Origin of the sequence: Agrococcus beijingensis (assembly GCF_030758955.1) — a bacterium.
In the GTDB taxonomy this organism is placed as follows: Bacteria; Actinomycetota; Actinomycetes; order Actinomycetales; family Microbacteriaceae; genus Agrococcus; species Agrococcus beijingensis.
On sequence record NZ_CP132360.1, the window covers coordinates 1,610,685 to 1,631,846 of the forward strand.

A 21,162-nucleotide genomic window follows, 5' to 3' on the forward strand; every position below is an offset into this window, starting at 1 on the left:
CGGGAGATGGCCCACAGATCGGCATCGTAGACTGGGCCGGTGACGATCACGAACGGAAGAGTGCCGCTGGACGACCCGCGCCCGGCCCTTCGCCGGGGTCGGCTGCAGGACCTCCCGGCCGACGCGCCGAAGCGCATCCTGCTCGCCACGCCGCGCGGCTACTGCGCCGGCGTCGACCGGGCCGTGCTCGCGGTCGAGAAGGCGCTCGAGCAGTACGAGGGCCCGATCTACGTGCGCAAGGAGATCGTGCACAACAAGCACGTCGTCTCGCAGCTGAGCGAGCAGGGCGCCATCTTCGTCGACGAGGTCGACGCGGTGCCCGAGGGCCAGCGCGTCATCTTCAGCGCCCACGGCGTCAGCCCGGCCGTCGTGCAGGCGGCCGCCGACCGGGGCCTCGACGCCATCGACGCGACCTGCCCGCTCGTCACCAAGGTGCACAAGGAGGCGGTGCGCTTCGCGCGCGACGACTTCGAGATCCTGCTGATCGGCCACGAGGGCCACGAGGAGGTCGAGGGCACCGCCGGCCACGCGCCCGACCGGGTCACGATCGTCAACAACCCCGACGAGGCCGACACCGTGCAGGTGCAGGACCCGGACAGGCTGGTGTGGCTCAGCCAGACGACCCTCTCGGTCGACGAGACCATGGAGACCGTGCGCCGCCTGCGCGCCCGGTTCCCCAACCTGCAGGACCCGCCCAGCGACGACATCTGCTACGCCACCCAGAACCGCCAGGTGGCCGTCAAGAAGATCGCGCCCGACACCGACCTCGTCATCGTCGTCGGCAGCGCCAACTCGTCGAACTCGGTGCGCCTCGTCGAGGTCGCGCTCGAGCACGGCGCCAAGGCGGCCTACCGCGTCGACTACTCCACCGAGATCCAGCAGGAGTGGCTCGAAGGCGTGCAGACGATCGGCGTCACCAGCGGCGCGAGCGTGCCCGAGGGGCTCGTGCGCGAAGTGCTGCTCGAGCTCGAGGACGCCGGCTACGGCGACGTGCACGAGGTGCGCACCGCCGAGGAGGACCTCATCTTCTCGCTCCCCAAGGAGCTGCGCCCCAGCCGCAACCGCTGACCGCGCTCCTGGCATTCGTCAAGGTCGCGCGGCTACGCTCGGGCCATGGCAGACGTGCAGCAGGATGACGAGCGCTGGGCCGACCAGATGGCCGACGGCGAGGACTTCGACGAGTCGATGGGAGACGCCGCCGACGACGGACGCGTGCTGGCCACCGACGAGCTCGACGAGATCGACGACGACGACGCTCCCGAGGGATCCGAGTCGCGCGACGAGGAGTTCGAGGGCGACGACCCCGCCGACATCCCTGACGACCACGGCGGCACGCAGGCCGGCGTCGACACCGACGACAACGGCGTCGACGACACGGTGCTCCCCGAGGGCACGGATCGCATCATCGACGAGAACGACGACTGGGAGTAGCCATGGCGAAGAAGCTCTCGATCGCGCAGCGCCTCGGGCGCTTCTGGCGCGACCTCACCGGTTCGGGCGTGCGCACCTACGACGACCCGCACACGGCCGGCGGCAACGACGAGCGCGACCAGCAGCCCGGCGCCGACACCGGCATGCGCAACCAGCAGCGCGGCTTCGGCGCGCTGTAGCCCGCACCGACGACGAAGCGCCCCTCCGCGAACCATCCAGCGGAGGGGCGCTTCGCGCGTCAGCGCAGCAGCCGAGCCGCAGCGAGGGGCGTCACGGAGCGAGGCGCTCGAGCACGCGCACCGCCTCGCCCGTGCCGTCCTCCGCGCGGATGCGCTCCCCGATGGCGCTCGCACGCTCGCGGTAGGACGGGGTCGAGACGAGCATCGACAGCCGGGCGTGCAGCGACTCGGCCGTGAGCCGCCGCTGCGGCAGCGGTGCCGGGCCGACGCCGAGCGCCTCGACGCGGCGTCCCCAGAAGGGCTGGTCGCCGAGGAACGGCACGACGAGCGTCGGTCGGCCGGCGCGGAGGCCAGCTGCGAGGGTGCCCGATCCGCCGTGGTGCACCACCGCGTCCACTCGTGGGAAGAGCCAGTCGTGCGGCACATCGTCGGCGACGAGCAGGTCATCGCCGCCCTCGAGCGCCAGCCCGCCCCAGCCCCGCAGCACGACCGCGCGCACGCCGGCCGCGGCGACACCGCGGAGCACGGCCTCGCTGCGTCGGCGATCGCCGCCGCCGAACTGCATGCTGCCGAAGCCGATGGCCACCGCCGGTCGATCGTGCTGCTGCTCGAGGAAGCCCGCGAGCTCGGTGGCCGGCGACCATGCCGGATCGCGGTCGAGGAACCAGCTGCCCGTCACGTGGGCCTCGGGCGGGAAGTCGGCCGGCACCGGCAGGATGTGGCGGCTGTAGGGGTAGAGGATGTGGCGGGAAGTGCCGTCGGGCTGCGTGAGCATCCGCGACCAGCGCGAGATCGGCGGCAGGCCGAGCTGCTCGCGGAACCCGTTGATCATGCCGCCGTAGCCGAGCGCGGTCGCGCGCAGCAGCTGGTAGCTCGGACGGTTCAGCCGCCCGGGCAAGCCGGCGAGGAACGGGATCGGGAACGCATCGGTGGGCGTGAAGTAGGGCAGCGGCAAGGACAGCACGCCGGGGACCCCGAGGCGCTCGGCGACCGTGTCGCCGCCGAGCGCCTTGGGATGGTGGACCACGACGTCGGGCGCGACGTCGCGCGCGATGCGCCACTGCTCGGGGAACGACGCGCGCGTGGCCTCGAGCAGCGCAGGTGCCTGTCGCAGCGGGCTCGATGGTGACGCCATGAGCGTGCGCATCGCCTCGTGCATGCCCTCGAACGCCGGCTCGAGCCGGATCCCCGCGAGCGACGCCAGCTCGGCGTGCGCCGACGGGGCGGCGAGCACGACCTCATGACCGGCCTCGCGCAGCGCCCTCCCCAGCGCCGCGAACGGCTGCACGTCGCCGCGCGTGCCGAAGGCGAGGATCAGGGCGCGCACGGCGGTGCGGCTGCTACTTGCCCGACCAGCCCGCCGAGCCGAGCTGCTGGGTGGCGGCGGCGACGCGCGCGGCCATCGCGGTCTCGGCGGCCTTGCCCCAGGCGCGCGGGTCGTACTGCTTCTTGTTGCCGACCTCGCCGTCGAGCTTCAGCACGCCCTCGTAGCCCGAGATCATGCTGTGCGCGACCGAGCGCGAGTACGCGTACTGCGTGTCGGTGTCGATGTTCATCTTGATGACGCCGTTGCGCACCGCCTCGGCGATCTCCTCGTCGGTCGAGCCGGAGCCGCCGTGGAAGACGAGGTCGAGCGGCTTCGCTTCGGCGCCGTACTTGGCAGCCAGGCCCTCCTGGATCTGGCCGAGCAGCTCGGGGCGCAGCTTGACGTTGCCCGGCTTGTAGACGCCATGCACGTTGCCGAACGTGAGGGCCGCCATGTAGCGGCCCTGCTCGCCCAGGCCGAGCGCCTCGACGGTGGCGATCGCGTCGTCGAGCGTCGTGTAGAGCTGGTCGTTGATCTCGTGGCTGACGCCGTCCTCCTCGCCGCCGACGACGCCGATCTCGACCTCGAGCACCTGGCCGAGGGCGTGGGTGCGGGGGAGGATCTGCTTCGCGATCTCGAGGTTCTCGTCGAGCGGCACCGACGAGCCGTCCCACATGTGCGACTGGAACAGCGGCGCGCGGCCGGCGCGCCCCTCCTCCTCGCTCGCCTCGAGCAGCGGGAAGACGAAGCCGTCGAGCGCGTCCTTCGGGCAGTGGTCGGTGTGCAGCGCCACGGTGATCGGGTAGGCCTTCGCGACCTCGGTGACGAAGCGGGCGAAGGCGATCGCGCCGCCCGCGCGGTTCTTCACGCTCTGGCCGGCGAAGAAGTCGGCGCCGCCGGTGGTGACCTGGATGATGCCGTCGGAGCCGGCGTCGGCGAGGCCCTGCAGCACGGCGTTGATCGTCGACGACGACGACACGTTGATGGCGGGGTAGGCGAAGGCGTTGGCCTTCGCCTTGTCGAGCATCTCGGCGTACTGCTCTGTGGTGGCGACGGGCATGGGTGCGGCTCCTGTCCGGTGGGGTGCGGCCGCCGGTGGCGCAGGCCGCGGGGAACAGGTTCATCCTAGGTCGCGAGGCATGCGGATGGGCTCGGCGGGCTGACAGGGAACCCGACTTCCTATAGGATCTTCGGAGACGTGTGCGGCCCAACGGTCGCCGGAGCGAGGAGAGCGCGATGACGCGACTGTTCAACGAGCCAGGCCGGTTCGCCGACGAGATGATCGAGGGCTTCGCGGCCTTCGCCGCCCGTTGGGTGCAGGCCGCGCCCGGCGGCGTCGTGCGCTCCACGCAGGGCGATGAGCCCGAGGTGGCGCTGGTGATCGGCGGCGGCAGCGGACACTACCCGGCCTTCGGCGGCCTCGTCGGCGCCGGCCTCGCGCACGGTGCGGCGATGGGCAACCTCTTCGCCTCGCCTTCATCGCAGCAGGTGCACGCGATCGCGAAGGCCGCCGATCAGGGCCGCGGCGTGCTGCTGAGCTACGGCAACTACGCCGGCGACGTGCTGCACTTCGACCAGGCGCAGGAGAAGCTGCGCGCCGAGGGCATCGACGTGCGCACGGTCACGGTGACTGATGACATCTGGAGCGCGCCGAAGGACGAGCGGCACAAGCGCCGCGGGATCGCCGGCGACCTGGCCGTATTCAAGGCGGCGGGCGCAGCTGCTGCCGCCGGCTACGACCTCGACGGCGTCGAGCGCGTCGCCCGCCTCGCGAACGACCGCACGCGCTCGTTCGGCGTCGCCTTCTCGGGATGCACCCTGCCCGGCGCCAGTGAGCCGCTGTTCACGGTGCCCGAGGGAAAGATGGCGGTCGGTCTCGGCATCCACGGCGAGCCGGGCATCGACGAAGTCGATGTGCCGACCGCCGACGGGCTCGCAGAGCTGTTCGTCGAGAAGCTGCTCGACGAGGTGCCCGACGGCGTCGCGCTCGAGGGCGCGCGCGTGGTGCCGCTGCTCAACGGCCTCGGCAACCTGAAGTACGAGGAGATGTTCGTCGTCTTCCGGCGCGTCGCGCAGCTGCTCGAGCAGCGCGGCATCGCGATCGTCGAGCCCGAGGTGGGCGAGCTCTGCACGAGCTTCGACATGTCGGGCGTCTCGCTGACGCTGCTGTGGCTCGACGACGAGCTCGAGACGCTGTGGGCGGCCCCGGCCGACACGCCGGGCTTCAAGAAGGGCTCTGTCGCGCCGCAGCGCGCCGCCGACGCGGTCGCCGGAGCCGCCGAGGCCGAGGCGATCCCGGATGCGTCGCCGCAGTCGCGCGAGGCCGCACAGGTCATCGACATGGCACTCACGGCGCTCGCGGCAGCCATCGACGAGGCGGCGGACGAGCTCGGCCGCATGGACTCGGTCGCGGGCGACGGCGACCACGGCATCGGCATGCAGCGCGGCTCGCGCGCCGGCGCCGACGCCGCCACCGCCGCGCGCGAGGCCGGTGCCGGAGCGCAGACCACGCTGCTGCGGGCCGCCGACGCGTGGAGCGACCGCGCGGGCGGCACGTCCGGCGCCATCTGGGGCGAGATGCTCCGGGCGCTCGGCCGCAGCGTCGGCGACCGCGACGAGGTGACCGCGCAGGCGGTCGCCCAGGGCGTGACCGCGGCCAAGGACGCCGTGATGGCCTTCGGCAAGGCGAAGGTCGGCGACAAGACGATGGTCGACGCGATCGTGCCGTTCGCCGACTCGCTCGCCGCGGGCGTCGCGGCGCGCGGTGGACTGACCGACGCGTGGGGCGAGGCGGCTACCGCGAGCTCCGAGGCGGCCGACGCGACGGCATCCCTCGCTGCGACGCTCGGTCGAGCCCGCGCGCACGGCGACAAGTCGATCGGCACGCCCGACCCCGGCGCGATCTCGTTCGCGCTCATCACCCGCACGATCCACCGCGTGCTCTCTCAGAGCACGCGCACCACGAGCAAGGAGCAGTGACCATGGCGATCCGCCTCATCATCGGCAGCGACAAGGCCGGGTTCGACTACAAGGAGATCCTGAAGCGCGACATGGAGGCGCACGACCTCGTCGCCTCCGTCGTCGACGTGGGCGTCGACGACGCCGACGGCGCGACCTCCTACCCGAAGGTCGCGATCGAGGCCGCCGAGCGCATCGCGCGGGGCGAGGCCGACCGGGCGCTGCTCTTCTGCGGCACGGGCCTCGGCGTCGCCATCGCGGCCAACAAGGTCAGCGGCATCCGCGCGGTCACGGCGCACGACTCGTTCTCGGTCGAGCGGTCGGTGCTCTCGAACGACGCGCAGGTGCTCTGCATGGGCCAGCGGGTCGTCGGCATCGAGCTCGCGCGCCGCCTCGCGAAGGAGTGGCTGACCTACACGTTCGACCCGTCGAGCCACTCGCAGGCCAACGTCGACGACATCTGCGCGTACGAGGGCTGAGCCCCCGCATGCTGATCGGCTCGAGCCTGAAGATGTACTTCGGGCGCGCCCGCACGCTCGAGTGGACGCGCGCGGTCGCCGAGATCTGCGCCGACCACCCGGCGGTGCGCGGCGGCCTCGTCGAGCCGTTCGTGATCCCCACCTTCCCGTCGATCCCCGACATCGCGCAGCTGGCGACGGATGCGGGGATGCTGGTGGGCGCGCAGGATCTGCACTGGGAGGACTTCGGCGCCTTCACCGGCGAGGTGTCGGCGGCCGAGCTCGCCGAGCACGGCGTGGCGCTGGCCGAGATCGGCCACGCCGAGCGCCGCGCGATGTTCGGCGAGACCGATGCGACGGTCGCGCTGAAGGTCGCCGCCGCGCTGCGGCACGGCATCGCGCCGGTGCTGTGCATCGGTGAGACGGAGGAGGGTTCGCCCGGCGACGCCGCGGCAGCCTGCGTCCGCCAGTTGGGCGCATCCCTCACCCTGGCTCGTGAGGCCGGCGCCGCCGGGCGGCTCGTGGTCGCCTACGAGCCCGTCTGGGCGATCGGGGCGCCGCAGCCGGCGCCGGACGACCACATCAGGGCGGTGGCCGGCGCGCTCCGCGAGCACCTCGCCGACGACCCGCTCGACGCGCAGGTGATCTACGGCGGCAGCGCCGGGCCCGGGCTGCTGCCGCGCATCGCCGACAGCGTCGACGGCATGTTCCTCGGGCGCTTCGCACATGATCCGGCGGCGTTCGCTGCGATCCTCGATGAGGTCCACGAGCTGGGGGAGACCCGATGACGACGCCACTGCCGCTGCACGGCGGCGAGCTCGAGCGTCGCGGGCTTCGCGACCGCGTGTACGAGCTCGTGCTCGAGATGCTGCTCGAAGGACGCGTCGAGCCGGGCTCGCGACTCTCGATCGACACGCTCGCGAAGCAACTCGACGTCTCGCCGACGCCCGTGCGGGAGGCGATGGTGCAGCTCGAGCGCACCGGGCTCGTCAGCCGCGAGGCGCTCAAGGGCTACCGGGTGGCGCCGCCGCTGGGGCCGGCGGCACTCTCAGAGCTGTTCGACGCCCGACTCATGCTGGAGACCGAGGCGATGCGGCTCGCCATGCCGCACGCAGCCGTCTTGTTGCCTCAGCTGCGCCAAGCGCACGAGCTGCATCACGAGTGGGTCGAGCGGGTGACCGAGGCCATGCACTCAGGGGACGGCGCGGCTCGGACCACGCGCGGATACTTCGCCGCCGACGCGGCCTTCCACCGGGCCATCTTCGATTGCGCTTCGAATCGCTTCCTGCTGGCGATGCACGACGATCTCGGAGCGCTGACGCATCGGATGCGGCAGACGGTGATCCGCGGCGTCAGCGATGTCGAGGAGGCGCATGCGGAGCACGCTGCGGTGCTCGAGGCGATCGAGCGGGGCGACGCTGCCAGCGCGGTCGAGGCCGTCGATGCGCACATCCGCGGCGTGCGCGCGCGCTCGCTGCGCGACGAGACCGACCAAGGCTGAAGTCAGGCGCCCCGAACCAGTCTGAGGAGCAGGCCCGGTCTCTTCGATCCGGCGCGCCTCCAGCGCGCGGACCTGCGCAGTTGGACTCTCGTTCAAAGATGCTATAGGATCTTGGAACGAGGATCGATAGGATTCCCCTCAGGGACGAGGAGTGAGCGTGTACAGCGCAGACGATTGGCCGATCGCGGCGAAGATGAACTTCGGTGCCAACGCACCCGACGGCACGCCGCTCACGCAGGCGCCGGTGAGCGTTTGGGACGAGCAGGTCGCGCAGGTCACGGATCTCGGCTATCGGTGGATCGATCCGATCGATGACTGGATCAACCTCACCGAGCTGTCTCCGGAGCGCTTCGTCGAGTTCAAGCGGCTCCTCGGGCGGCATGGCGTCGGCGTGCCGGCCATCTCCTTCGGGCGCCGCAGCCCGGTGGACGTCGAGCATGGTGCTGCCCACGTCGCGATGATGCACCGGATGCTCGACCTCGGCGCAGAGATCGGTGCCGGAGTGCTCAACGTGGGCTTCATGAGCAGCCTCACCGAAGCGCAGTCGCGCGCGCTGTGGTTCTGGCATGAGAACGGCCACGTGGACGACCCGGCGCTCCGCCCGCTCGCCATCGAGCGCATCCGAGAGCTGGGTGACCACGCGCAGCGCAACGGCATGCAGATCAGCCTCGAGATGTACGAGGACACGTACACGGGCTCCGCCGAGGAGGCCGTCTCGTTCGTCCGTGACACGGACCACCCTGCAGTCGGGCTGAACCCCGACATCGGCAACCTGATCCGCCTGCACCGGCCGATCGTGAGCTACCAGTCGATGTTCGACCAGGTGCTGCCCTACGCCAACTACTGGCACATCAAGAACTATCTCCGCGATGAGGACCCTGCGACCGGCGCGTACTTCTCCGCCCCGGCGCCGCTGGAGTCGGGACTGATCGACTATCGCTCGGTCATCCGTCAGGCGCTCCGCCTCGGGTATCGCGGCGCCTTCCAGACCGAGCACTACGGCGGCGACTGGCTGGGCGTCGGTGCGGCGAACGCGCAGTACGTCCGCGGCGTGCTGCGCTCGGCATCGAGCCTGCTGCCGGTCGAAGCCCGAGAAGCCGCACGATGAAGCCGGCCGTCAACCTCTCCACCGTCTTCCGCGGGCTCGAGCGCGACGCGCGCCCCGCGGCTGCGGCGGCAGCCGGCTTCACCCGGGTGGAGTCCTGGTGGGAGTTCTCCTCCGCCACGCCGGCACCTGAGGATGTCGCGCGGTTCGTGGACGCTCTGCGCGCGGCAGGGCTCGAGCTGGTCGCGATCAACGCACACGGTGGCGACCGCGAAGCCGGCGAGCGCGGGATGGCGGCGCTACCCGACCGCGAGCAGGAGTTCGACCAGTCGATCGAGGCCGTCGCCGAGGTGCACCGGCAGCTCGGCCCGCGCCTGTTCAACGTGACCTTCGGCAATCTCCGGAGCGACCGCTGGACGCGCGACGAGCAACTGGCGAGTGCCGCCGAGCGCTACGCCGCAGCCTGCGAGCGGGTGGCGACATTCGGAGGGACGCTGCTGATCGAGCCGCTCACGCGCGACGGCAACCCGGACTATCCCATGCGCACCGCGCAGGATGCAGCGGACTTCCTGGACGCGTTCCTGCCGGACGTGCCCAACATCGGCGTGCTCTTCGACACGTTCCACCTCGCCGCCAACGGGGTCGAGCTCGAGCGCGCGATCGACGAGCTGGGTCCCCGCATCCGTCACGTCCAGTTCGCCGACTTCCCCGGCAGGGGCAGACCGGGCACCGGCGCGATCGACTTCGACGCGCTCGAGGAGCGACTCGACCGCGTCGGCTACACGGGGGAGATTTCCCTCGAATACCTCGGCTGATCCAGCCACACCATCTGCGACCCGCTGATAGGAGCGATCCATGAAGGCCATCATCAAGAGCGGCCCCCAGCCCGGGGCTGACTACGTCACCGACTTCCCAGAGCCCACCGTCGCCGACGACGAGATCCTGATCGACATCAAGGCGACCTCGGTCTGCGGCTCCGACCGCAGCTTCTACAACTGGACGACCGCCGCACAGGGCTTCAACCTGAACTTCCCGTGCGTGCTCGGGCACGAGGGCTCCGGCGTCGTCATCGAGACCGGCAAGGCCGTGACGAAGTTCGCCGTCGGCGACCGCGTCGCGCTGGACTCGCACGCCCCCTGCGGTTCGTGCTACCAGTGCCGCACCGGCAACGGCCACAACTGCAACGACATGCGCCTGCTCGCGGCCGACATCAACGGCGTCTTCGCCGAGCGGGCCTCCGTCCCGGCCAGCATGGCCTTCCCGATCCCCGACGAGATGTCGTTCGAGGTCGCCACCCTGCTCGAGCCGGCAGGCGTCGCCTGGCACGCGATCCAGCGCGCCGACAAGCAGATCGCGGCCAACGTCGTGGTGGTCTCGGGCTGCGGTCCGATCGGTCTGCTGATCATCGACTTCGCGCGCATGCTCGGAGCGGCAGAGGTGATCGCCCTCGAGCCGAACGCGTTCCGTCGGGGGCTCGCCGAGCAGCGCGGCGCGACCGTCTTCGCTCCCGGGGCCGAGGCTCAGGAGTACATCGCCCAGCAGCACGCCTACCGCGGCGGCGTCGACCTCGTCTTCGAGGTCTCCGGCTTCGCCGGCGCGTACCCCGCACTGTTCGACATGCTCCGCCGCAACGGCACCTTCATCAGCGTCGGCCACGCCGGCGAGCCGGTGCCCATCCGCATCTCCGAGGTGATCAACAAGAAGGAGATCACCCTGCGCGGCATCTACGGACGCCTGCTGTGGGACACCTGGGAGGACCTCGCCCTGCTGATCCGCACCGGAAAGCTCGACCTCGACTGGCTGATCACGGATCGCCTGGAGATGGGCGAGCTGGGCCCGGTCATCGACATGCTCAGCGGCGAGTCGAACAAGATCATCCTCTATCCCAACGGCGTCCCTGCCGTCTGACCCGCACCAAGAAGAGAAGAGACAACGATGTCTGCAGCGACCACCGCGCAGGATGCCGTCGAGCCGATCGACGATCCGTACACACTGCACCAGAAGAACATCAAGGAGCCGCCGAAGGGCTGGCGCAAGAGCATGCGGTACTTCGGTCCCGGACTCATCATGTCGGCTTCGATCGTCGGCTCCGGTGAGCTCATCGCCACGACGGCGGCCGGAGCCGAGGTCGGCTTCGCGCTGCTCTGGCTCGTCATCATCTCCACCTTCGTCAAGGTGGCGATCCAGATCGAGCTGGCGAAGTGGTCGATCACCACCGGTCAGACTGGCCTCACCGGCTTCAACCGCGTGCCGCCGAAGATCGGCAAGGCCGGCTGGATCACCTGGCTCTGGCTCCTGATGGCGATCGCCAAGATCACGCAGATGGGTGGCGTGGCAGGAGGCACGGCAGTCGCGCTCAGCCTGCTGTTCCCGTTCGGCGGGGAACCGCTCAACCCGACGACGCTGGCGATCTGGACCGGCATCGTGGTCATCACGAGCATCGCCTTCCTCTACTCGAACAAGTACGGCTTGATCGAGGCAGTGTCGACCGCCCTCGTGGTCACGTTCTCGCTGCTCACGGTCGTCATGGCACTCGGCCTGCCGTTCACCCCGTTCGCCTACGGCTGGGAGGAGATCGCCCTCGGCCTCAGCCTCACCCTGCCTGCGGTCGGCGTCGCCATCGCGATGTTCGGCATCACGGGCGTCGGCTCCGACGAGATCACCTTCTACACCTACTGGGTCGTGGAGAAGGGCTACGCCTCCTACACGGGTCCGAACGACGGGTCCGAGGAGTGGAAGCAGCGCGCCGACGGCTGGATCAAGGTGATGAAGCGCGACTCCTGGCTGTCCTGGGTGATCTACACGTCCACCACGCTCGGCTTCTACATCATGGGCGCTGCCGTGCTGCACCCCCAGGGCCTCGTCCCTGCGGGCAACGACGTGATCACCACGCTGGCGCGCATGTACACCGACCTGGTCGGCGAATGGGCGATGTACGCCTTCCTGATCGCCGCGCTGGCCGCGCTCGCCTCGACGCTGTGGGCCGCCGTGCCGAGCCATTCGCGACTGTGGGCGAACTTCTTCGCCAACGTCGGCGCGTTCGACTGGCAACGCGACATCAAGAAGCGGATGCTCTTCATCCGCATCTTCACGGTGTTCCTCCCCATCGCGTGGGGCCTGATGTACCTCGTCTTCCGCGCGCCCGTGCTGATGGTGCAGATCGGCGGCATCGCGACCGGCATCTTCCTGCTCGCTGTCGTGGTGGGAACCTGGTACTTGCGTCGCACGGAGACCGATCGGAGCGCCCTCGGGTCGAAGGCATGGCTGGTGCTGCTCGTGATCTCGAGCGCCGCGATCGCCGTGCTCGGCATCTACACGGTGCTCACGGTGTTCGGGCTCAGCTTGGGCTGATCGAGCGTCGGCTCAGCACTCACGCGCCGAATGGCGATCGGGCGCGCTGACGCCGCAGCAAGACGTGCATCCCCAACGGATGCACACGAGGCCGGGTCGGGAACCGCGACACCCGATCCGGCCTCTTCATGTTCCCCACCGTGCGGAGCCCCGCTGGGCTTCCTGTCGGTGGGCCCGATCACCTGGTCGTACCCGACGGCCTTCCTCACGGGCACGGCGGCGGCCGCGGGCATCGGCCTCATCAACTCGCTCGGCAACCTCGGCGGCTTCGTCGCCCCCATCATGCGCACGGGCATCAACGAGGCCGTCCCGACGGACTCCGGCGCCTGGGGCGTCGTCTCGCTCGGCGTGTTCGCCTTCCTCGCGGCGGCGATGCTCTTCGGCACGAAGTTCTTCAGCGCGAAGGCGGATGCGCTGCTCGAGGCCGAGAAGGACGCCGAAGCCGAGGTCGTGGCGCCCGGGCACTGACCGGACCGCCGTCGCCCGGTCCTCGACCGGGCGACGGCGCCACGAGCACCCGCCCATCCTCGGATGCGCGGCCAGGCCGGATCGGGCCCGCGACACCCGATCCGGCCTGTCGCGTCCCCCCGGGCTCCCGCGGCCCAGGGCCGCACCCCTAGGCTTCTGGCAGACGGCGGCGACCGCCCCGGCTGAGGAGGCCACCATGCAGCAGCACGACGACATCGTCCGCGCAGCGCTCGACCGCATCGTCTCGTCGCTCGACGAGGTGAGCGCCGAGATCGACGAGCTCGACGCGGTCGCGAGCGACGGCAACCACGGCCAGCACATCCTCGCCGGCGCGACGGCCGCGCGCGACGCGGCACAGGCCGCGCCCGAGGGGCGCGCCCTCCACGCGGCCGCCGAGGCGTGGGGCCAGGGAGAAGGATTCGCGAATCCTCTCTGGGGCAAGGTGCTCGCCGCCGCCGCCGACGCCGAGCCCGACGGCCCGCTCGCCATGGTCGACGCCGCGCTGCGCACGCTCGAGGCGTCGACCGACGCCCACATCGGCGACAAGTCGATCGTCGACACGCTCGCGCCAGCGCTCGGCGACGCGCACGTGCACCTCACGCGCGGCGAGTCGCTCGCCGACGCGACGGCCCACGCGGCCGGCGTCGCCGAGGAGGCGGCGCTCGAGACGGCCGCCATCGAGGACCGCTTCGACGCCTCGAACGCGGATCTCGGCTACCCCGACCCGGGCGCCACTTCGTCGGCGGTCATCCTCGGCGCGCTCGCGGCGGCCCTCGCCGAGGGCGATGACGACGAGGCGGACGGCGCCGACGGCGCCTGAGGCTCGCACCCGGCCGACCGTCGATGTCGCCGCCCGGCGAAGGAAGCGCACGACTTTCGGCCGCCCGCATGACGGGGTGGGCGCATCCGCTCAGTAGGCTCGAAAAGCAAGCCCTGATCCGATGGAGGACACCCGTGCCGCAGAGCGACCCGTCGAAGGCCCCGGTCTTCGAGCACCCCGACCGCAACCTCGCGATGGAGCTCGTGCGCGCCACCGAGGCGGCGGCGATCCGAGCGGTGCCGTTCATCGGCCGCGGCGACAAGAACGCCGCCGACGGCGCGGCGGTCGACGCCATGCGCACGTTCCTGGCGACCGTCGCGTTCGACGGCGTGATCGTCATCGGCGAGGGCGAGAAGGACGAGGCACCGATGCTCTTCAACGGCGAGCACGTCGGCAACGGCCGCGGTCCCTCCTGCGACATCGCGGTCGACCCGATCGACGGCACGTCACTCACGGCCGCCGGCCGCCAGAACGCGCTCAGCGTCATCGCCGTCGCCGATCGCGGCACGATGTACGACCCGGTCGACGCCTTCTACATGGACAAGATCGTTGCGGGCCCCGAGGCGCACGGCGTCATCTCGCTCGAGCAGTCGGTGGGCGACAACATCCGCGAGCTCGCGCGTGCCAAGCACAAGGACGTCGGCGAGATCGTCGTCGCGATCCTCGACCGCCCGCGCCACGCCGAGCTCATCGAGGAGATCCGCGCGGCAGGTGCCGGCACCCGCCTGATGCGCGACGGCGACGTCGCCGGCGGCATCAACGCGGCGCGCTGGGAGTCGCGCATCGACCTGTGCATCGGCGCCGGCGGCACGCCCGAGGGCGTCATCACCGCGTGCGCGATCAAGGCGCTGGGCGGCTTCATGGAGGGCCGCCTCGCCCCGCAGAGCGACGAGGAGCACCGCAACGTGGTGGCCGCGGGCCACGACCTGACGCGGGTGCTGGCGCTGAACGACCTCGTCTCGAGCGACAACACCTACTTCGTCGCCACCGGCGTCACCGACGGCCAGCTGCTCGACGGCGTGCGCCGCAAGGGCCCGCTGATCCGCACCGAGTCGCTCGTGCTGCGCTCGAAGACCGGCACCGCGCGCCGCGTCATCGCCGAGCACCGCGCCGAGAAGTGGCTCGACGCGAGCTGAGCTGACCGGCCCGCCTGCTGCACAGCGCGGGTCGTCCACAACAGGGGCGGATGCATAGGGCCGCGCGACCGACATGCGGCACGATGGGCGCGTGGAGACCGGGCGCCTGGTGGGCATCGACCTCGCGAGGCTCGTCGCCGTCGCGGGGATGATGGCCGCCCACACGGTGCTGAACGCCGAGCCCGAGCGGCCTGCCGCGGTCGTGGCGCTCGTCGACGGGCCACCCTCGACGCTCTTCGCCGTGCTCGGCGGCGTGAGCGTGGTGCTGGCGGCCCGCACCAGGCTGGCTGCGGGCGACCGCGGGGGAGCGCTGCGCTCGACGGCGGTGCGCGGGCTGCTGGTCGCGGCGCTCGGCGTGCTGATCGCGCCGCTCGCGACCGCCGTGTTCGTGGTGCTCGTGCCGTTCGGCGTCTCGATCGTGCTCGCGGGCCTGCTGCTGGTCGCGCGGTCGTGGGCGATCGCGGTGGTCGCCGCAGCGCTGTGGGCGGGCGGCGGCACGCTCGCCGCGCTCGGGCGCCACGAGCTGCTGCCGGCGCTCGAGCGGGGCGGCGCGCCGATGGCGCTGGTCGATCCGGCGCTCGGCGTGCTGCTGACGGGCGTGTATCCGGTCGTCACCTGGCTCGTCTACCTGCTCGTCGGCATGCTCGTCGCACGGGCGCTGCTGGCGGCGCGTCGAGGCGGCCGCGAGCGCGTCGTGCTCGCGGGGCTCGCCGCGCTCGGCGCGGTGCTGGTCGCTGCGGCGCTCCCGCTCAGCGAGCTGGGCGTTCGGGTGCTCGCCGCATCGACCTACGCAGCGCTCGGGGATGCCGCCCGCGACGTGATCCTGGCGAACGGCTACGGCGCGGTGCCAGGGCTGGAGCCCGCGTGGCAGCTGGTCGCGGCGCCGCACTCGGGAACCCCGACCGACATCGCCCGCACGGTCGGCATCGCGCTGCTGGTGATCGGGCTGCTCGGCCTCGCGGTCTCGCTGCTGCCTCGCGCGGCCGTGCGGGTGCTCGAGCCGCTGCGGGCGGCCGGCGGGGCGCCGCTGACGATCTACGTCGTGCACGTGGTGCTGGTGTCGACGATGGCCGCGGCGCTGGCGGGGGTCGCTCCTGGGCTGGTGCACGGCTGGGGCGCCTGGGCGCTGCAGCTCGCGGTGGCGCTCGCGATCGGGGCGCTGCTGGCCGCCACGGGCGCTCGCGGGCCGCTCGAACGGCTGATCGGGCGCATCGCCGGCGCAGCCGCGGGCCGCGCCACCGCACCCTCCTGAGCGTGGCGCGCACGTGCGGTCGCAGCGCTTGACCGTGCGTTCACTCCGGTGTACATTGCCAACTGGTTATAGAACCAACTGGTGATGGAAGGTGGTGACCCGATGCCGAAGCAGCTCGACGACGAGACGCTCGACCGCATCTTCGCCGCCCTCTCCGACCGCACGCGCCGCCGCATCCTGCTGCGGCTGCGCTCGGGTCCGGCGACCGTCACCGAGCTCACCGCGCTCGCAGGGCTCAGCCAGCCCGCAGTCTCGAAGCACCTCAAGGTGCTGGGGGATGCCGGGCTGGTGCGGTCCGAGCGCGACGCGCAGCGCATCCACCGCATCATCGAGCTCGCGCCGCTCATCCGCGCTGCCGTCTTCGTCTCGCAGTTCGAGCAGGAGGTCGACGCCCGACTCGACCGCCTCGAGGCGCATCTCTCGTCGGGAACCGACAAGGAGTGATCATGCAGACCCGATTCAGCCTCCCCGACGACACCTCGATCGCCTACGAGCGCGAGTTCCGCGCCCCGGCATCCGAGGTCTGGCAGGCCTACACCGACCCCGAAATCGTCCGCACCTGGATGCTCGGGCCCAACCCCGACACCGCGTTCCTCGTCTGCGAGATGGACATCCGGCCCGGCGGCAGCTTCCGCTGGCAGTGGGTCGACGACGACGGCGAGCTCGAGATCTGGGGCGACGTGCTCGAGGCCGAGGAGCCCCGCCGCATGGTGACGACCGAGCACATGGGCGGCTCGGCGATGGGCGGCATGGAGCTCCCGCCCTCGACCAGCACGGTCACGTTCGACGAGCACGACGGCGTCACGACCATGCGCACGGTGATCGTCTACGACTCGAAGGAGACGCGCGACGGCGCCTACGCATCCGGTATGGACGAGGGCATCGAGGCCGGCTTCCTGCGGCGCGCGAGCCGCGGGGGCTAGGCGGCCGCGCGCCCGAACAGCCGCGCCGTGGGGCCGTCGCCCGAGAGCAGCTCGCGGGGCGGCCCCGCCGCCACGAGGCGGCCCTGCTCGAGGTGCCAGAGAAGATCGGCGGATGCGGCCAGCTCGGCATCGTGGGTGATCACCAGCGTGGTGCCGGTGCGGCCCCGCACCACCGTGCGCAGCAGCTCGCGGGTCTGCACGTCGAGGTGCGCGTCGGCCTCGTCGAGCACCAGGATGCGCGGGTCGCCGAGCATCGCGCGGGCGAGGGCGACGCGGGTGCGCTGCCCGGCCGAGAGGCGCCGGCCGCCCTCGCCGACGTCGCTCGCCCAGCCGTCGGCGAGCTGCTCGGCCAGCCGGTCGACGCCGGTCAGCCGCGCGACCCGCTCGACCTCGGCCGCGTCGATCCGCGGGTGGCGGTAGCGCACGTTGCGCTCGAGGCTGCCGCGCATCAGCGGCAGGTCGGGCCCGACCACGCCGATCGCCCGGCGGGTGGAGCGCAGCCGCACCCCCCGCAGGTCGGCGCCGTCGAGCACGACGGTGCCGTCGTCGGGGTCGACGAGCCGCGCCGCGACGCTGCCGAGGGTCGACTTGCCGGCGCCGTTGCCGCCGACGATCGCGATCGTCTGGCCGGGCAGGGCGTGCGCCGTGACCCCCGCGAGCCCGGGCTCGAGCGCCACGTCGTGCAGCGAGAGGGCGCCCTGGCCCTCAGGCAGCTCGGGCAGGCCCGCCGGGTCGGCGAGCGGCTCGAGCTGCAGGAACCGCACCGCCGCGTCGCGGGCGACGCGGGCGCCCGCGTGGTACTCGGCGACGCGGCCAAGGTCGCGCAGGTGCGTCGCGAGCATGCCGACGACCGTGAGCGCGCCCACGATCGCCGCCGGCGACGTGCCGCCCAGGCGCACGTCGAGCGCGCCGGCGATGAGCACCGCGATCGTCGCCACGCCGCCGGTGGCCTCGGCGACGCCGCGCGCGACGCCCGAGGCCTTCGCCTGCGCGACCATGGCATCGGCCACCGCCGCGCCCTTCCGGCCGATGCGCCGCCGCTCGCGCCGCTCCTGGCCAGAGGCCTGCAGCACGCCGACGTTCGCGAGCCGCTCCGAGACCTCGCCCGAGAGCCGCGCGCGACGACGACGGGCCGTCAGCGACGCATCCGCCAGGCTCATCCCAACGGCGACGGTCGCGATGGTGCCGATCAGCAGCGCGGTGGCGACGGCCGCCGTCAGCCGCGGCGCGATGGTGGCGAGCACGGCCAGCACGAGCGCCACCGCGACCCCGCTCACCACCAATCGCGACAGGCCGAGGCTCACCCAGGTGCGCAGCGCCGAGAGGTCGCCGACGAAGCGCAGCAGCAGGGCTCCGGATGCCTTGCGGCCGAGGGTGCGCGCCGGCACCCGGGTGAGGTGGTGGAAGAGGCGGTCGCGCACCTGCTGCACGTAGTGCTGGCCCATGCGCTCGGCGACGCCGCGCTCGGCGGCGCGGCACCAGGCGGCCACCAGCACCGCGGCCGTGAGCAGCCCGATGACGCCGAGCAGGCGCCGCAGGTCGGGGTCGTCGGCGGTCTCGGGCGTGGCCCAGGCCGTCACGACCACCTCGAAGGCGAGCTGCACCAGCAGCGCGAGGCCGATCGCGCCCAGCGCCTGTCCGACGCCGATCGCCACCAGCAGCACGAAGGAGCCGATCCTGCCGCGCTCGAGCGGGCGGGGGAGGCGGGGCTCGCGCGTCATCGGTCGCGGCGCTCGCGAGCGGTCACGAGCACGCCCTTGGCGTGCGCGGCGTCGGTGAGCTGGGCGATGTCCCACACCGGCGTCGCGGTCTCGGCCCGCAGCTCGCGGGTGGCGAGGGCGGATGCGGTGACGACGCCGGAGAGCGCGATCGGGGCGCGGCCCCGGGAGGTCAGCCACGCCGCGCCGCCGAGCGCCGAGAGGGCGTCGGGGGCGGCGAACAGCACGGCGTCGACGAGCTCGTCGAACGCGTCGTGCTCGATGATGGCGGCGGTCTCGTGCTGGAAGACGCCGTCGGCGACCTCGATGACGATCGCCTGCGCGCCGTCGGCGGTGAGCTGGGCGATGCCCCCGCGCAGGATCCGCGCGACCGCGTCGACGCCCATGCCCGCCGTGGATGCGTGGCCGAAGTCGGAGAAGTCGTAGGCGGTGTGCGCGCCGTGGTCGCGGAACGACCAGATGTCGCCGCCGGAGCCGGTGCCGGTGATCTTGATGGCGCCGACCCGCACGCCGCCGGCGGTGATGCCCTGGACGAGCTTCGCAGCGGTGGTGGTCTTGCCGGAGTTCATCGAGGCGCCGACGACGGCGATCACCGGCGGCCGCTGCGGCGCGGCCTCGGGGGAGAGCGCGCCGTCGGCGACGTTGAGCACGCGGCCGTCGGCGTCGGCGAGGAGGCCGACGGGCAGCAGCGCCGTCGCCTCGGCCATGCCGGCGTGGCGGCTCAGCACCCGGCCGGCGAGCCCGCCGCCGGCGACGAGGCTCGTGGGGCCGAGGTCGTCGGGCACGACGGCCTCGAACTGGTCGGGAGCGTAGCGGTTCGAGAACGCCACGACGATCTGCTCGCCCTCGCGCAGCGGGGCGCGGCGGCCGTCGGGCAGCTCGAGCCTGCGGTGCTGGCCGAGCGCGGTGACGGTCGCAAGCACGAGGTCGCCGTTCGCGGGCGCGAGGTCGGTGCGGGTGGCGACGGCCCGGCCGAGGTCGACGCGGCGGGTCGAGTAGGCACGCTTGACGCGGGTGAGCGCGCCCGCCGGCAGGGGGGCGGCGGATGCGTCGAGGCCGTGCTGCGCGTCGGTGCGGTGGGCTGCGGCGGCGGTCAGGGTGGTCGTCTGCATGATGGCTCCTCTGTCTGTCGTGGACGAGCACCAGTCCAACGGGGGAGGATGAGTCCGTCATGGCCGTCAGATGAGACGGCCCTCACAATCCCGGTCGCCCCCGGCCGGAAGATCACGATCCGGTCACGGTCGCGGTGCCGGTTTGACAGTTCGTCGCGCGGCTCGCATGCTGGAACCTGAAACCTGAACCACCTGTCAGGTTCAAGACACCGTGAAGCCGCACGAGGGAGTGCTGACTCGCCAGCCGAGCAGCGCCCGATGGGGCTCGCACAGCTCGAAAGGCAACTCATGCGCAGGACAACGAAGTTCGCCGGGGTTGGCGTCGCCATCGCCGCGCTCGCGCTCACGGCGTGCGCGCCGACCACGACCCCGACCAGCACCGGCTCCGCCAGCGAGGGCGCCACGGAGACCGTCGCGGTCAACGTCGGCATGATCACCTCGATCACCGGCCCGCTCGCCGCCTACGGCGCCGCCTACCAGCAGGGCTTCGAGGCCGGCCTCGACTACGCCACCGAGGGAACGGGCGAGATCGAGGGCATCGACCTCACGATCGAGTGGGTCGACGACCAGGGCAACCCCGACACCGCGGTGACGCAGGCCAAGGACCTCATCGGCCAGGGCTTCCAGATCCTCGGCGGCTCGGCAGCCTCGGGCGTCTCGCTCGCCGTCGCCGAGCAGGCCGCGCAGAACGACACGCTGTTCCTCTCCGGCCCCGCCGCCGCCGACGCCATCACCGGCGTCAACGAGCAGACGTTCCGCTCGGGCCGCCAGACGCTCCAGGACGTGGCCACCGCCGCGACCTTCCTCGACTCGGTCGAGGGCTCGAACATCGTCGTCTTCGCGCAGGACAACGCGTTCGGCCAGGGCAACGTCGCCTCGGTGCAGTCGGTGCTCGGCGGCCAGGGCGCCACGGTGACGCCGATCCTCGTCGCCGAGGACGCCACCGAGTTCACGCCGTTCGCGCAGCAGATCGCGGCCGCGGCCCCCGACCTCGTCTTCGTGGCGTGGGCGGGCGCGACCTCGGGCGCGATGTGGGAGGCGCTCTCGCAGCAGCAGGTGCTCGCCGGCACGACCGTCGTCACCGGCCTCGGTGACCGCGCGACGCACCAGGCCTACGGCCCGGGCTCGGGCGACATCCAGTTCCTGAACCACTACTTCGCCGGTGCCACCGACAACGAGGCCGCGCAGGCGATGGACGCCTACCTCGAGGCCAACGGCTACGAGGCCGACCTCTTCACGGTCGACGGCTTCGCGGGCGCGCAGATGCTCGTGCGCGCGATCACCGAGGGCCGCGGCGACGTGCCGGCCATGATCTCGGCCCTCGAGGGCTGGACCTTCGAGTCGGTCAAGGGCGAGCTCACGATCCGCGCAGAGGACCACGCGCTGATCCAGCCGATGTTCCAGGTGCGCCTGGTCGACGAGGCCGGCACCTGGGTGCCCGAGCTCATCGAGGTCGCCGACGCCGAGGCAGTCGCCCCGCCGGTCGCAGGCGAGTAGGGCCGCC

Annotated in this window: 21 protein-coding genes and 1 pseudogene; 18 read left to right on the forward strand and 4 right to left on the reverse strand. The window is 72.0% G+C overall.

The window, feature by feature from the left end; translation table 11 throughout:
• Window positions 1-45: 45 nt before the first annotated feature.
• The 3 genes from Q9250_RS07745 to Q9250_RS07755 are packed head-to-tail and all read left to right on the forward strand — an operon-like array spanning window position 46 to window position 1,610.
• Window positions 46-1,068, forward strand: a complete 1,023-nt coding sequence (locus Q9250_RS07745; protein ID WP_306233953.1) for a 4-hydroxy-3-methylbut-2-enyl diphosphate reductase — start codon at window positions 46-48, stop codon at window positions 1,066-1,068.
• A 45-nt stretch (window positions 1,069-1,113) separates the two neighbouring features.
• Window positions 1,114-1,431, forward strand: a complete 318-nt coding sequence (locus tag Q9250_RS07750) for a hypothetical protein (protein WP_306231293.1) — start codon at window positions 1,114-1,116, stop codon at window positions 1,429-1,431.
• 2 nt (window positions 1,432-1,433) lie between these two features.
• Entirely contained in the window at window positions 1,434-1,610 is a 177-nt protein-coding gene (locus Q9250_RS07755) for a hypothetical protein (RefSeq protein ID WP_306231294.1), read from the forward strand.
• Between the two features lie 91 nt (window positions 1,611-1,701).
• On the opposite strand, the gene Q9250_RS07760 is transcribed toward Q9250_RS07755, so the two are convergent.
• The gene (locus Q9250_RS07760; RefSeq protein ID WP_306231295.1) at window positions 1,702-2,937 is read right to left on the reverse strand and encodes a glycosyltransferase; all 1,236 of its coding nucleotides are present in this window, start codon (window positions 2,935-2,937) and stop codon (window positions 1,702-1,704) included.
• A gap of 13 nt (window positions 2,938-2,950) precedes the next feature.
• Window positions 2,951-3,976, reverse strand: a complete 1,026-nt coding sequence (fbaA, locus tag Q9250_RS07765; protein ID WP_306231296.1) for a class II fructose-bisphosphate aldolase — start codon at window positions 3,974-3,976, stop codon at window positions 2,951-2,953.
• A 176-nt stretch (window positions 3,977-4,152) separates the two neighbouring features.
• On the opposite strand from fbaA, the gene Q9250_RS07770 reads away from it, so the two are divergent.
• The 14 genes and pseudogenes from Q9250_RS07770 (at window position 4,153) to Q9250_RS07835 (ending at window position 16,828) form a co-directional block, all read left to right on the forward strand.
• Window positions 4,153-5,895: a dihydroxyacetone kinase family protein gene (locus Q9250_RS07770; protein ID WP_306231297.1), complete on the forward strand. Its 1,743-nt coding sequence runs from the start codon at window positions 4,153-4,155 to the stop codon at window positions 5,893-5,895.
• Between the two features lie 2 nt (window positions 5,896-5,897).
• Window positions 5,898-6,353, forward strand: a complete 456-nt coding sequence (locus Q9250_RS07775; protein ID WP_306231298.1) for a ribose-5-phosphate isomerase — start codon at window positions 5,898-5,900, stop codon at window positions 6,351-6,353.
• An 8-nt stretch (window positions 6,354-6,361) separates the two neighbouring features.
• A complete protein-coding gene (locus Q9250_RS07780) occupies window positions 6,362-7,120 on the forward strand; it encodes a triose-phosphate isomerase family protein (RefSeq protein ID WP_306231299.1) in 759 nt (252 codons plus the stop codon).
• The gene (locus Q9250_RS07785; RefSeq protein ID WP_306231300.1) at window positions 7,117-7,833 is read left to right on the forward strand and encodes a GntR family transcriptional regulator; all 717 of its coding nucleotides are present in this window, start codon (window positions 7,117-7,119) and stop codon (window positions 7,831-7,833) included. Before Q9250_RS07780 ends, Q9250_RS07785 begins: the two co-directional genes overlap by 4 nt.
• Before the next feature lie 157 nt (window positions 7,834-7,990).
• Window positions 7,991-8,941, forward strand: coding sequence for a sugar phosphate isomerase/epimerase family protein (locus Q9250_RS07790; protein ID WP_306231301.1), 951 nt, complete (start codon window positions 7,991-7,993; stop codon window positions 8,939-8,941).
• Complete coding sequence (locus Q9250_RS07795; RefSeq protein WP_306231302.1) at window positions 8,938-9,693, forward strand: TIM barrel protein; 756 nt, start codon at window positions 8,938-8,940, stop codon at window positions 9,691-9,693. The genes Q9250_RS07790 and Q9250_RS07795 overlap by 4 nt, the downstream gene beginning before the upstream one ends.
• 40 nt (window positions 9,694-9,733) lie before the next feature.
• Window positions 9,734-10,786: a zinc-dependent alcohol dehydrogenase gene (locus Q9250_RS07800; RefSeq protein WP_306231303.1), complete on the forward strand. Its 1,053-nt coding sequence runs from the start codon at window positions 9,734-9,736 to the stop codon at window positions 10,784-10,786.
• A 27-nt stretch (window positions 10,787-10,813) separates the two neighbouring features.
• The gene (locus Q9250_RS07805; RefSeq protein ID WP_306231304.1) at window positions 10,814-12,229 is read left to right on the forward strand and encodes an Nramp family divalent metal transporter; all 1,416 of its coding nucleotides are present in this window, start codon (window positions 10,814-10,816) and stop codon (window positions 12,227-12,229) included.
• A 147-nt stretch (window positions 12,230-12,376) separates the two neighbouring features.
• Window positions 12,377-12,697 (forward strand): annotated as a pseudogene (locus tag Q9250_RS07810) (MFS transporter); the annotation flags it as partial.
• A gap of 196 nt (window positions 12,698-12,893) precedes the next feature.
• Complete coding sequence (locus Q9250_RS07815; protein WP_306231305.1) at window positions 12,894-13,517, forward strand: DAK2 domain-containing protein; 624 nt, start codon at window positions 12,894-12,896, stop codon at window positions 13,515-13,517.
• A 194-nt stretch (window positions 13,518-13,711) separates the two neighbouring features.
• On the forward strand, window positions 13,712-14,653 hold the full coding sequence (gene glpX, locus Q9250_RS07820) for a class II fructose-bisphosphatase (RefSeq protein ID WP_306233954.1): 942 nt from the start codon (window positions 13,712-13,714) through the stop codon (window positions 14,651-14,653).
• A gap of 91 nt (window positions 14,654-14,744) precedes the next feature.
• On the forward strand, window positions 14,745-15,905 hold the full coding sequence (locus Q9250_RS07825) for a heparan-alpha-glucosaminide N-acetyltransferase domain-containing protein (protein WP_306231306.1): 1,161 nt from the start codon (window positions 14,745-14,747) through the stop codon (window positions 15,903-15,905).
• Between the two features lie 102 nt (window positions 15,906-16,007).
• Window positions 16,008-16,349, forward strand: a complete 342-nt coding sequence (locus Q9250_RS07830; protein WP_306231307.1) for an ArsR/SmtB family transcription factor — start codon at window positions 16,008-16,010, stop codon at window positions 16,347-16,349.
• A 2-nt stretch (window positions 16,350-16,351) separates the two neighbouring features.
• Window positions 16,352-16,828 carry an SRPBCC domain-containing protein gene (locus Q9250_RS07835; RefSeq protein WP_306231308.1) on the forward strand — a complete coding sequence of 159 codons (477 nt, stop codon included), beginning with the start codon at window positions 16,352-16,354 and terminating at the stop codon, window positions 16,826-16,828.
• On the opposite strand, the gene Q9250_RS07840 is transcribed toward Q9250_RS07835, so the two are convergent.
• Together Q9250_RS07840 and Q9250_RS07845 are read right to left on the reverse strand one after the other, a co-directional pair.
• On the reverse strand, window positions 16,825-18,549 hold the full coding sequence (locus tag Q9250_RS07840) for an ABC transporter ATP-binding protein (RefSeq protein WP_306231309.1): 1,725 nt from the start codon (window positions 18,547-18,549) through the stop codon (window positions 16,825-16,827). The two genes, Q9250_RS07835 and Q9250_RS07840, sit on opposite strands and share 4 nt — an antisense overlap.
• Complete coding sequence (locus Q9250_RS07845; RefSeq protein WP_306231310.1) at window positions 18,546-19,658, reverse strand: DUF1611 domain-containing protein; 1,113 nt, start codon at window positions 19,656-19,658, stop codon at window positions 18,546-18,548. The genes Q9250_RS07840 and Q9250_RS07845 overlap by 4 nt, the downstream gene beginning before the upstream one ends.
• A gap of 288 nt (window positions 19,659-19,946) precedes the next feature.
• On the opposite strand from Q9250_RS07845, the gene Q9250_RS07850 reads away from it, so the two are divergent.
• Window positions 19,947-21,155: a substrate-binding domain-containing protein gene (locus Q9250_RS07850; RefSeq protein WP_306231311.1), complete on the forward strand. Its 1,209-nt coding sequence runs from the start codon at window positions 19,947-19,949 to the stop codon at window positions 21,153-21,155.
• Window positions 21,156-21,162 lie beyond the last annotated feature (7 nt).

Bases quoted from the DNA above. Each gene is read 5' to 3' on its own strand.
- Q9250_RS07840 (WP_306231309.1), bottom strand. From the start codon at position 18,549: ATGACGCGCGAGCCCCGCCTCCCCCGCCCGCTCGAGCGCGGCAGGATC.
- Q9250_RS07805 (WP_306231304.1), top strand. From the start codon at position 10,814: ATGTCTGCAGCGACCACCGCGCAGGATGCCGTCGAGCCGATCGACGAT.
- Q9250_RS07755 (WP_306231294.1), top strand. From the start codon at position 1,434: ATGGCGAAGAAGCTCTCGATCGCGCAGCGCCTCGGGCGCTTCTGGCGC.
- Q9250_RS07750 (WP_306231293.1), top strand. From the start codon at position 1,114: ATGGCAGACGTGCAGCAGGATGACGAGCGCTGGGCCGACCAGATGGCC.
- Q9250_RS07780 (WP_306231299.1), top strand. From the start codon at position 6,362: ATGCTGATCGGCTCGAGCCTGAAGATGTACTTCGGGCGCGCCCGCACG.
- fbaA (WP_306231296.1), bottom strand. From the start codon at position 3,976: ATGCCCGTCGCCACCACAGAGCAGTACGCCGAGATGCTCGACAAGGCG.
- Q9250_RS07830 (WP_306231307.1), top strand. From the start codon at position 16,008: ATGCCGAAGCAGCTCGACGACGAGACGCTCGACCGCATCTTCGCCGCC.
- Q9250_RS07775 (WP_306231298.1), top strand. From the start codon at position 5,898: ATGGCGATCCGCCTCATCATCGGCAGCGACAAGGCCGGGTTCGACTAC.
- Q9250_RS07850 (WP_306231311.1), top strand. From the start codon at position 19,947: ATGCGCAGGACAACGAAGTTCGCCGGGGTTGGCGTCGCCATCGCCGCG.
- Q9250_RS07845 (WP_306231310.1), bottom strand. From the start codon at position 19,658: ATGCAGACGACCACCCTGACCGCCGCCGCAGCCCACCGCACCGACGCG.
- glpX (WP_306233954.1), top strand. From the start codon at position 13,712: ATGGAGCTCGTGCGCGCCACCGAGGCGGCGGCGATCCGAGCGGTGCCG.
- Q9250_RS07835 (WP_306231308.1), top strand. From the start codon at position 16,352: ATGCAGACCCGATTCAGCCTCCCCGACGACACCTCGATCGCCTACGAG.
- Q9250_RS07795 (WP_306231302.1), top strand. From the start codon at position 8,938: ATGAAGCCGGCCGTCAACCTCTCCACCGTCTTCCGCGGGCTCGAGCGC.
- Q9250_RS07800 (WP_306231303.1), top strand. From the start codon at position 9,734: ATGAAGGCCATCATCAAGAGCGGCCCCCAGCCCGGGGCTGACTACGTC.
- Q9250_RS07815 (WP_306231305.1), top strand. From the start codon at position 12,894: ATGCAGCAGCACGACGACATCGTCCGCGCAGCGCTCGACCGCATCGTC.
- Q9250_RS07770 (WP_306231297.1), top strand. From the start codon at position 4,153: ATGACGCGACTGTTCAACGAGCCAGGCCGGTTCGCCGACGAGATGATC.
- Q9250_RS07785 (WP_306231300.1), top strand. From the start codon at position 7,117: ATGACGACGCCACTGCCGCTGCACGGCGGCGAGCTCGAGCGTCGCGGG.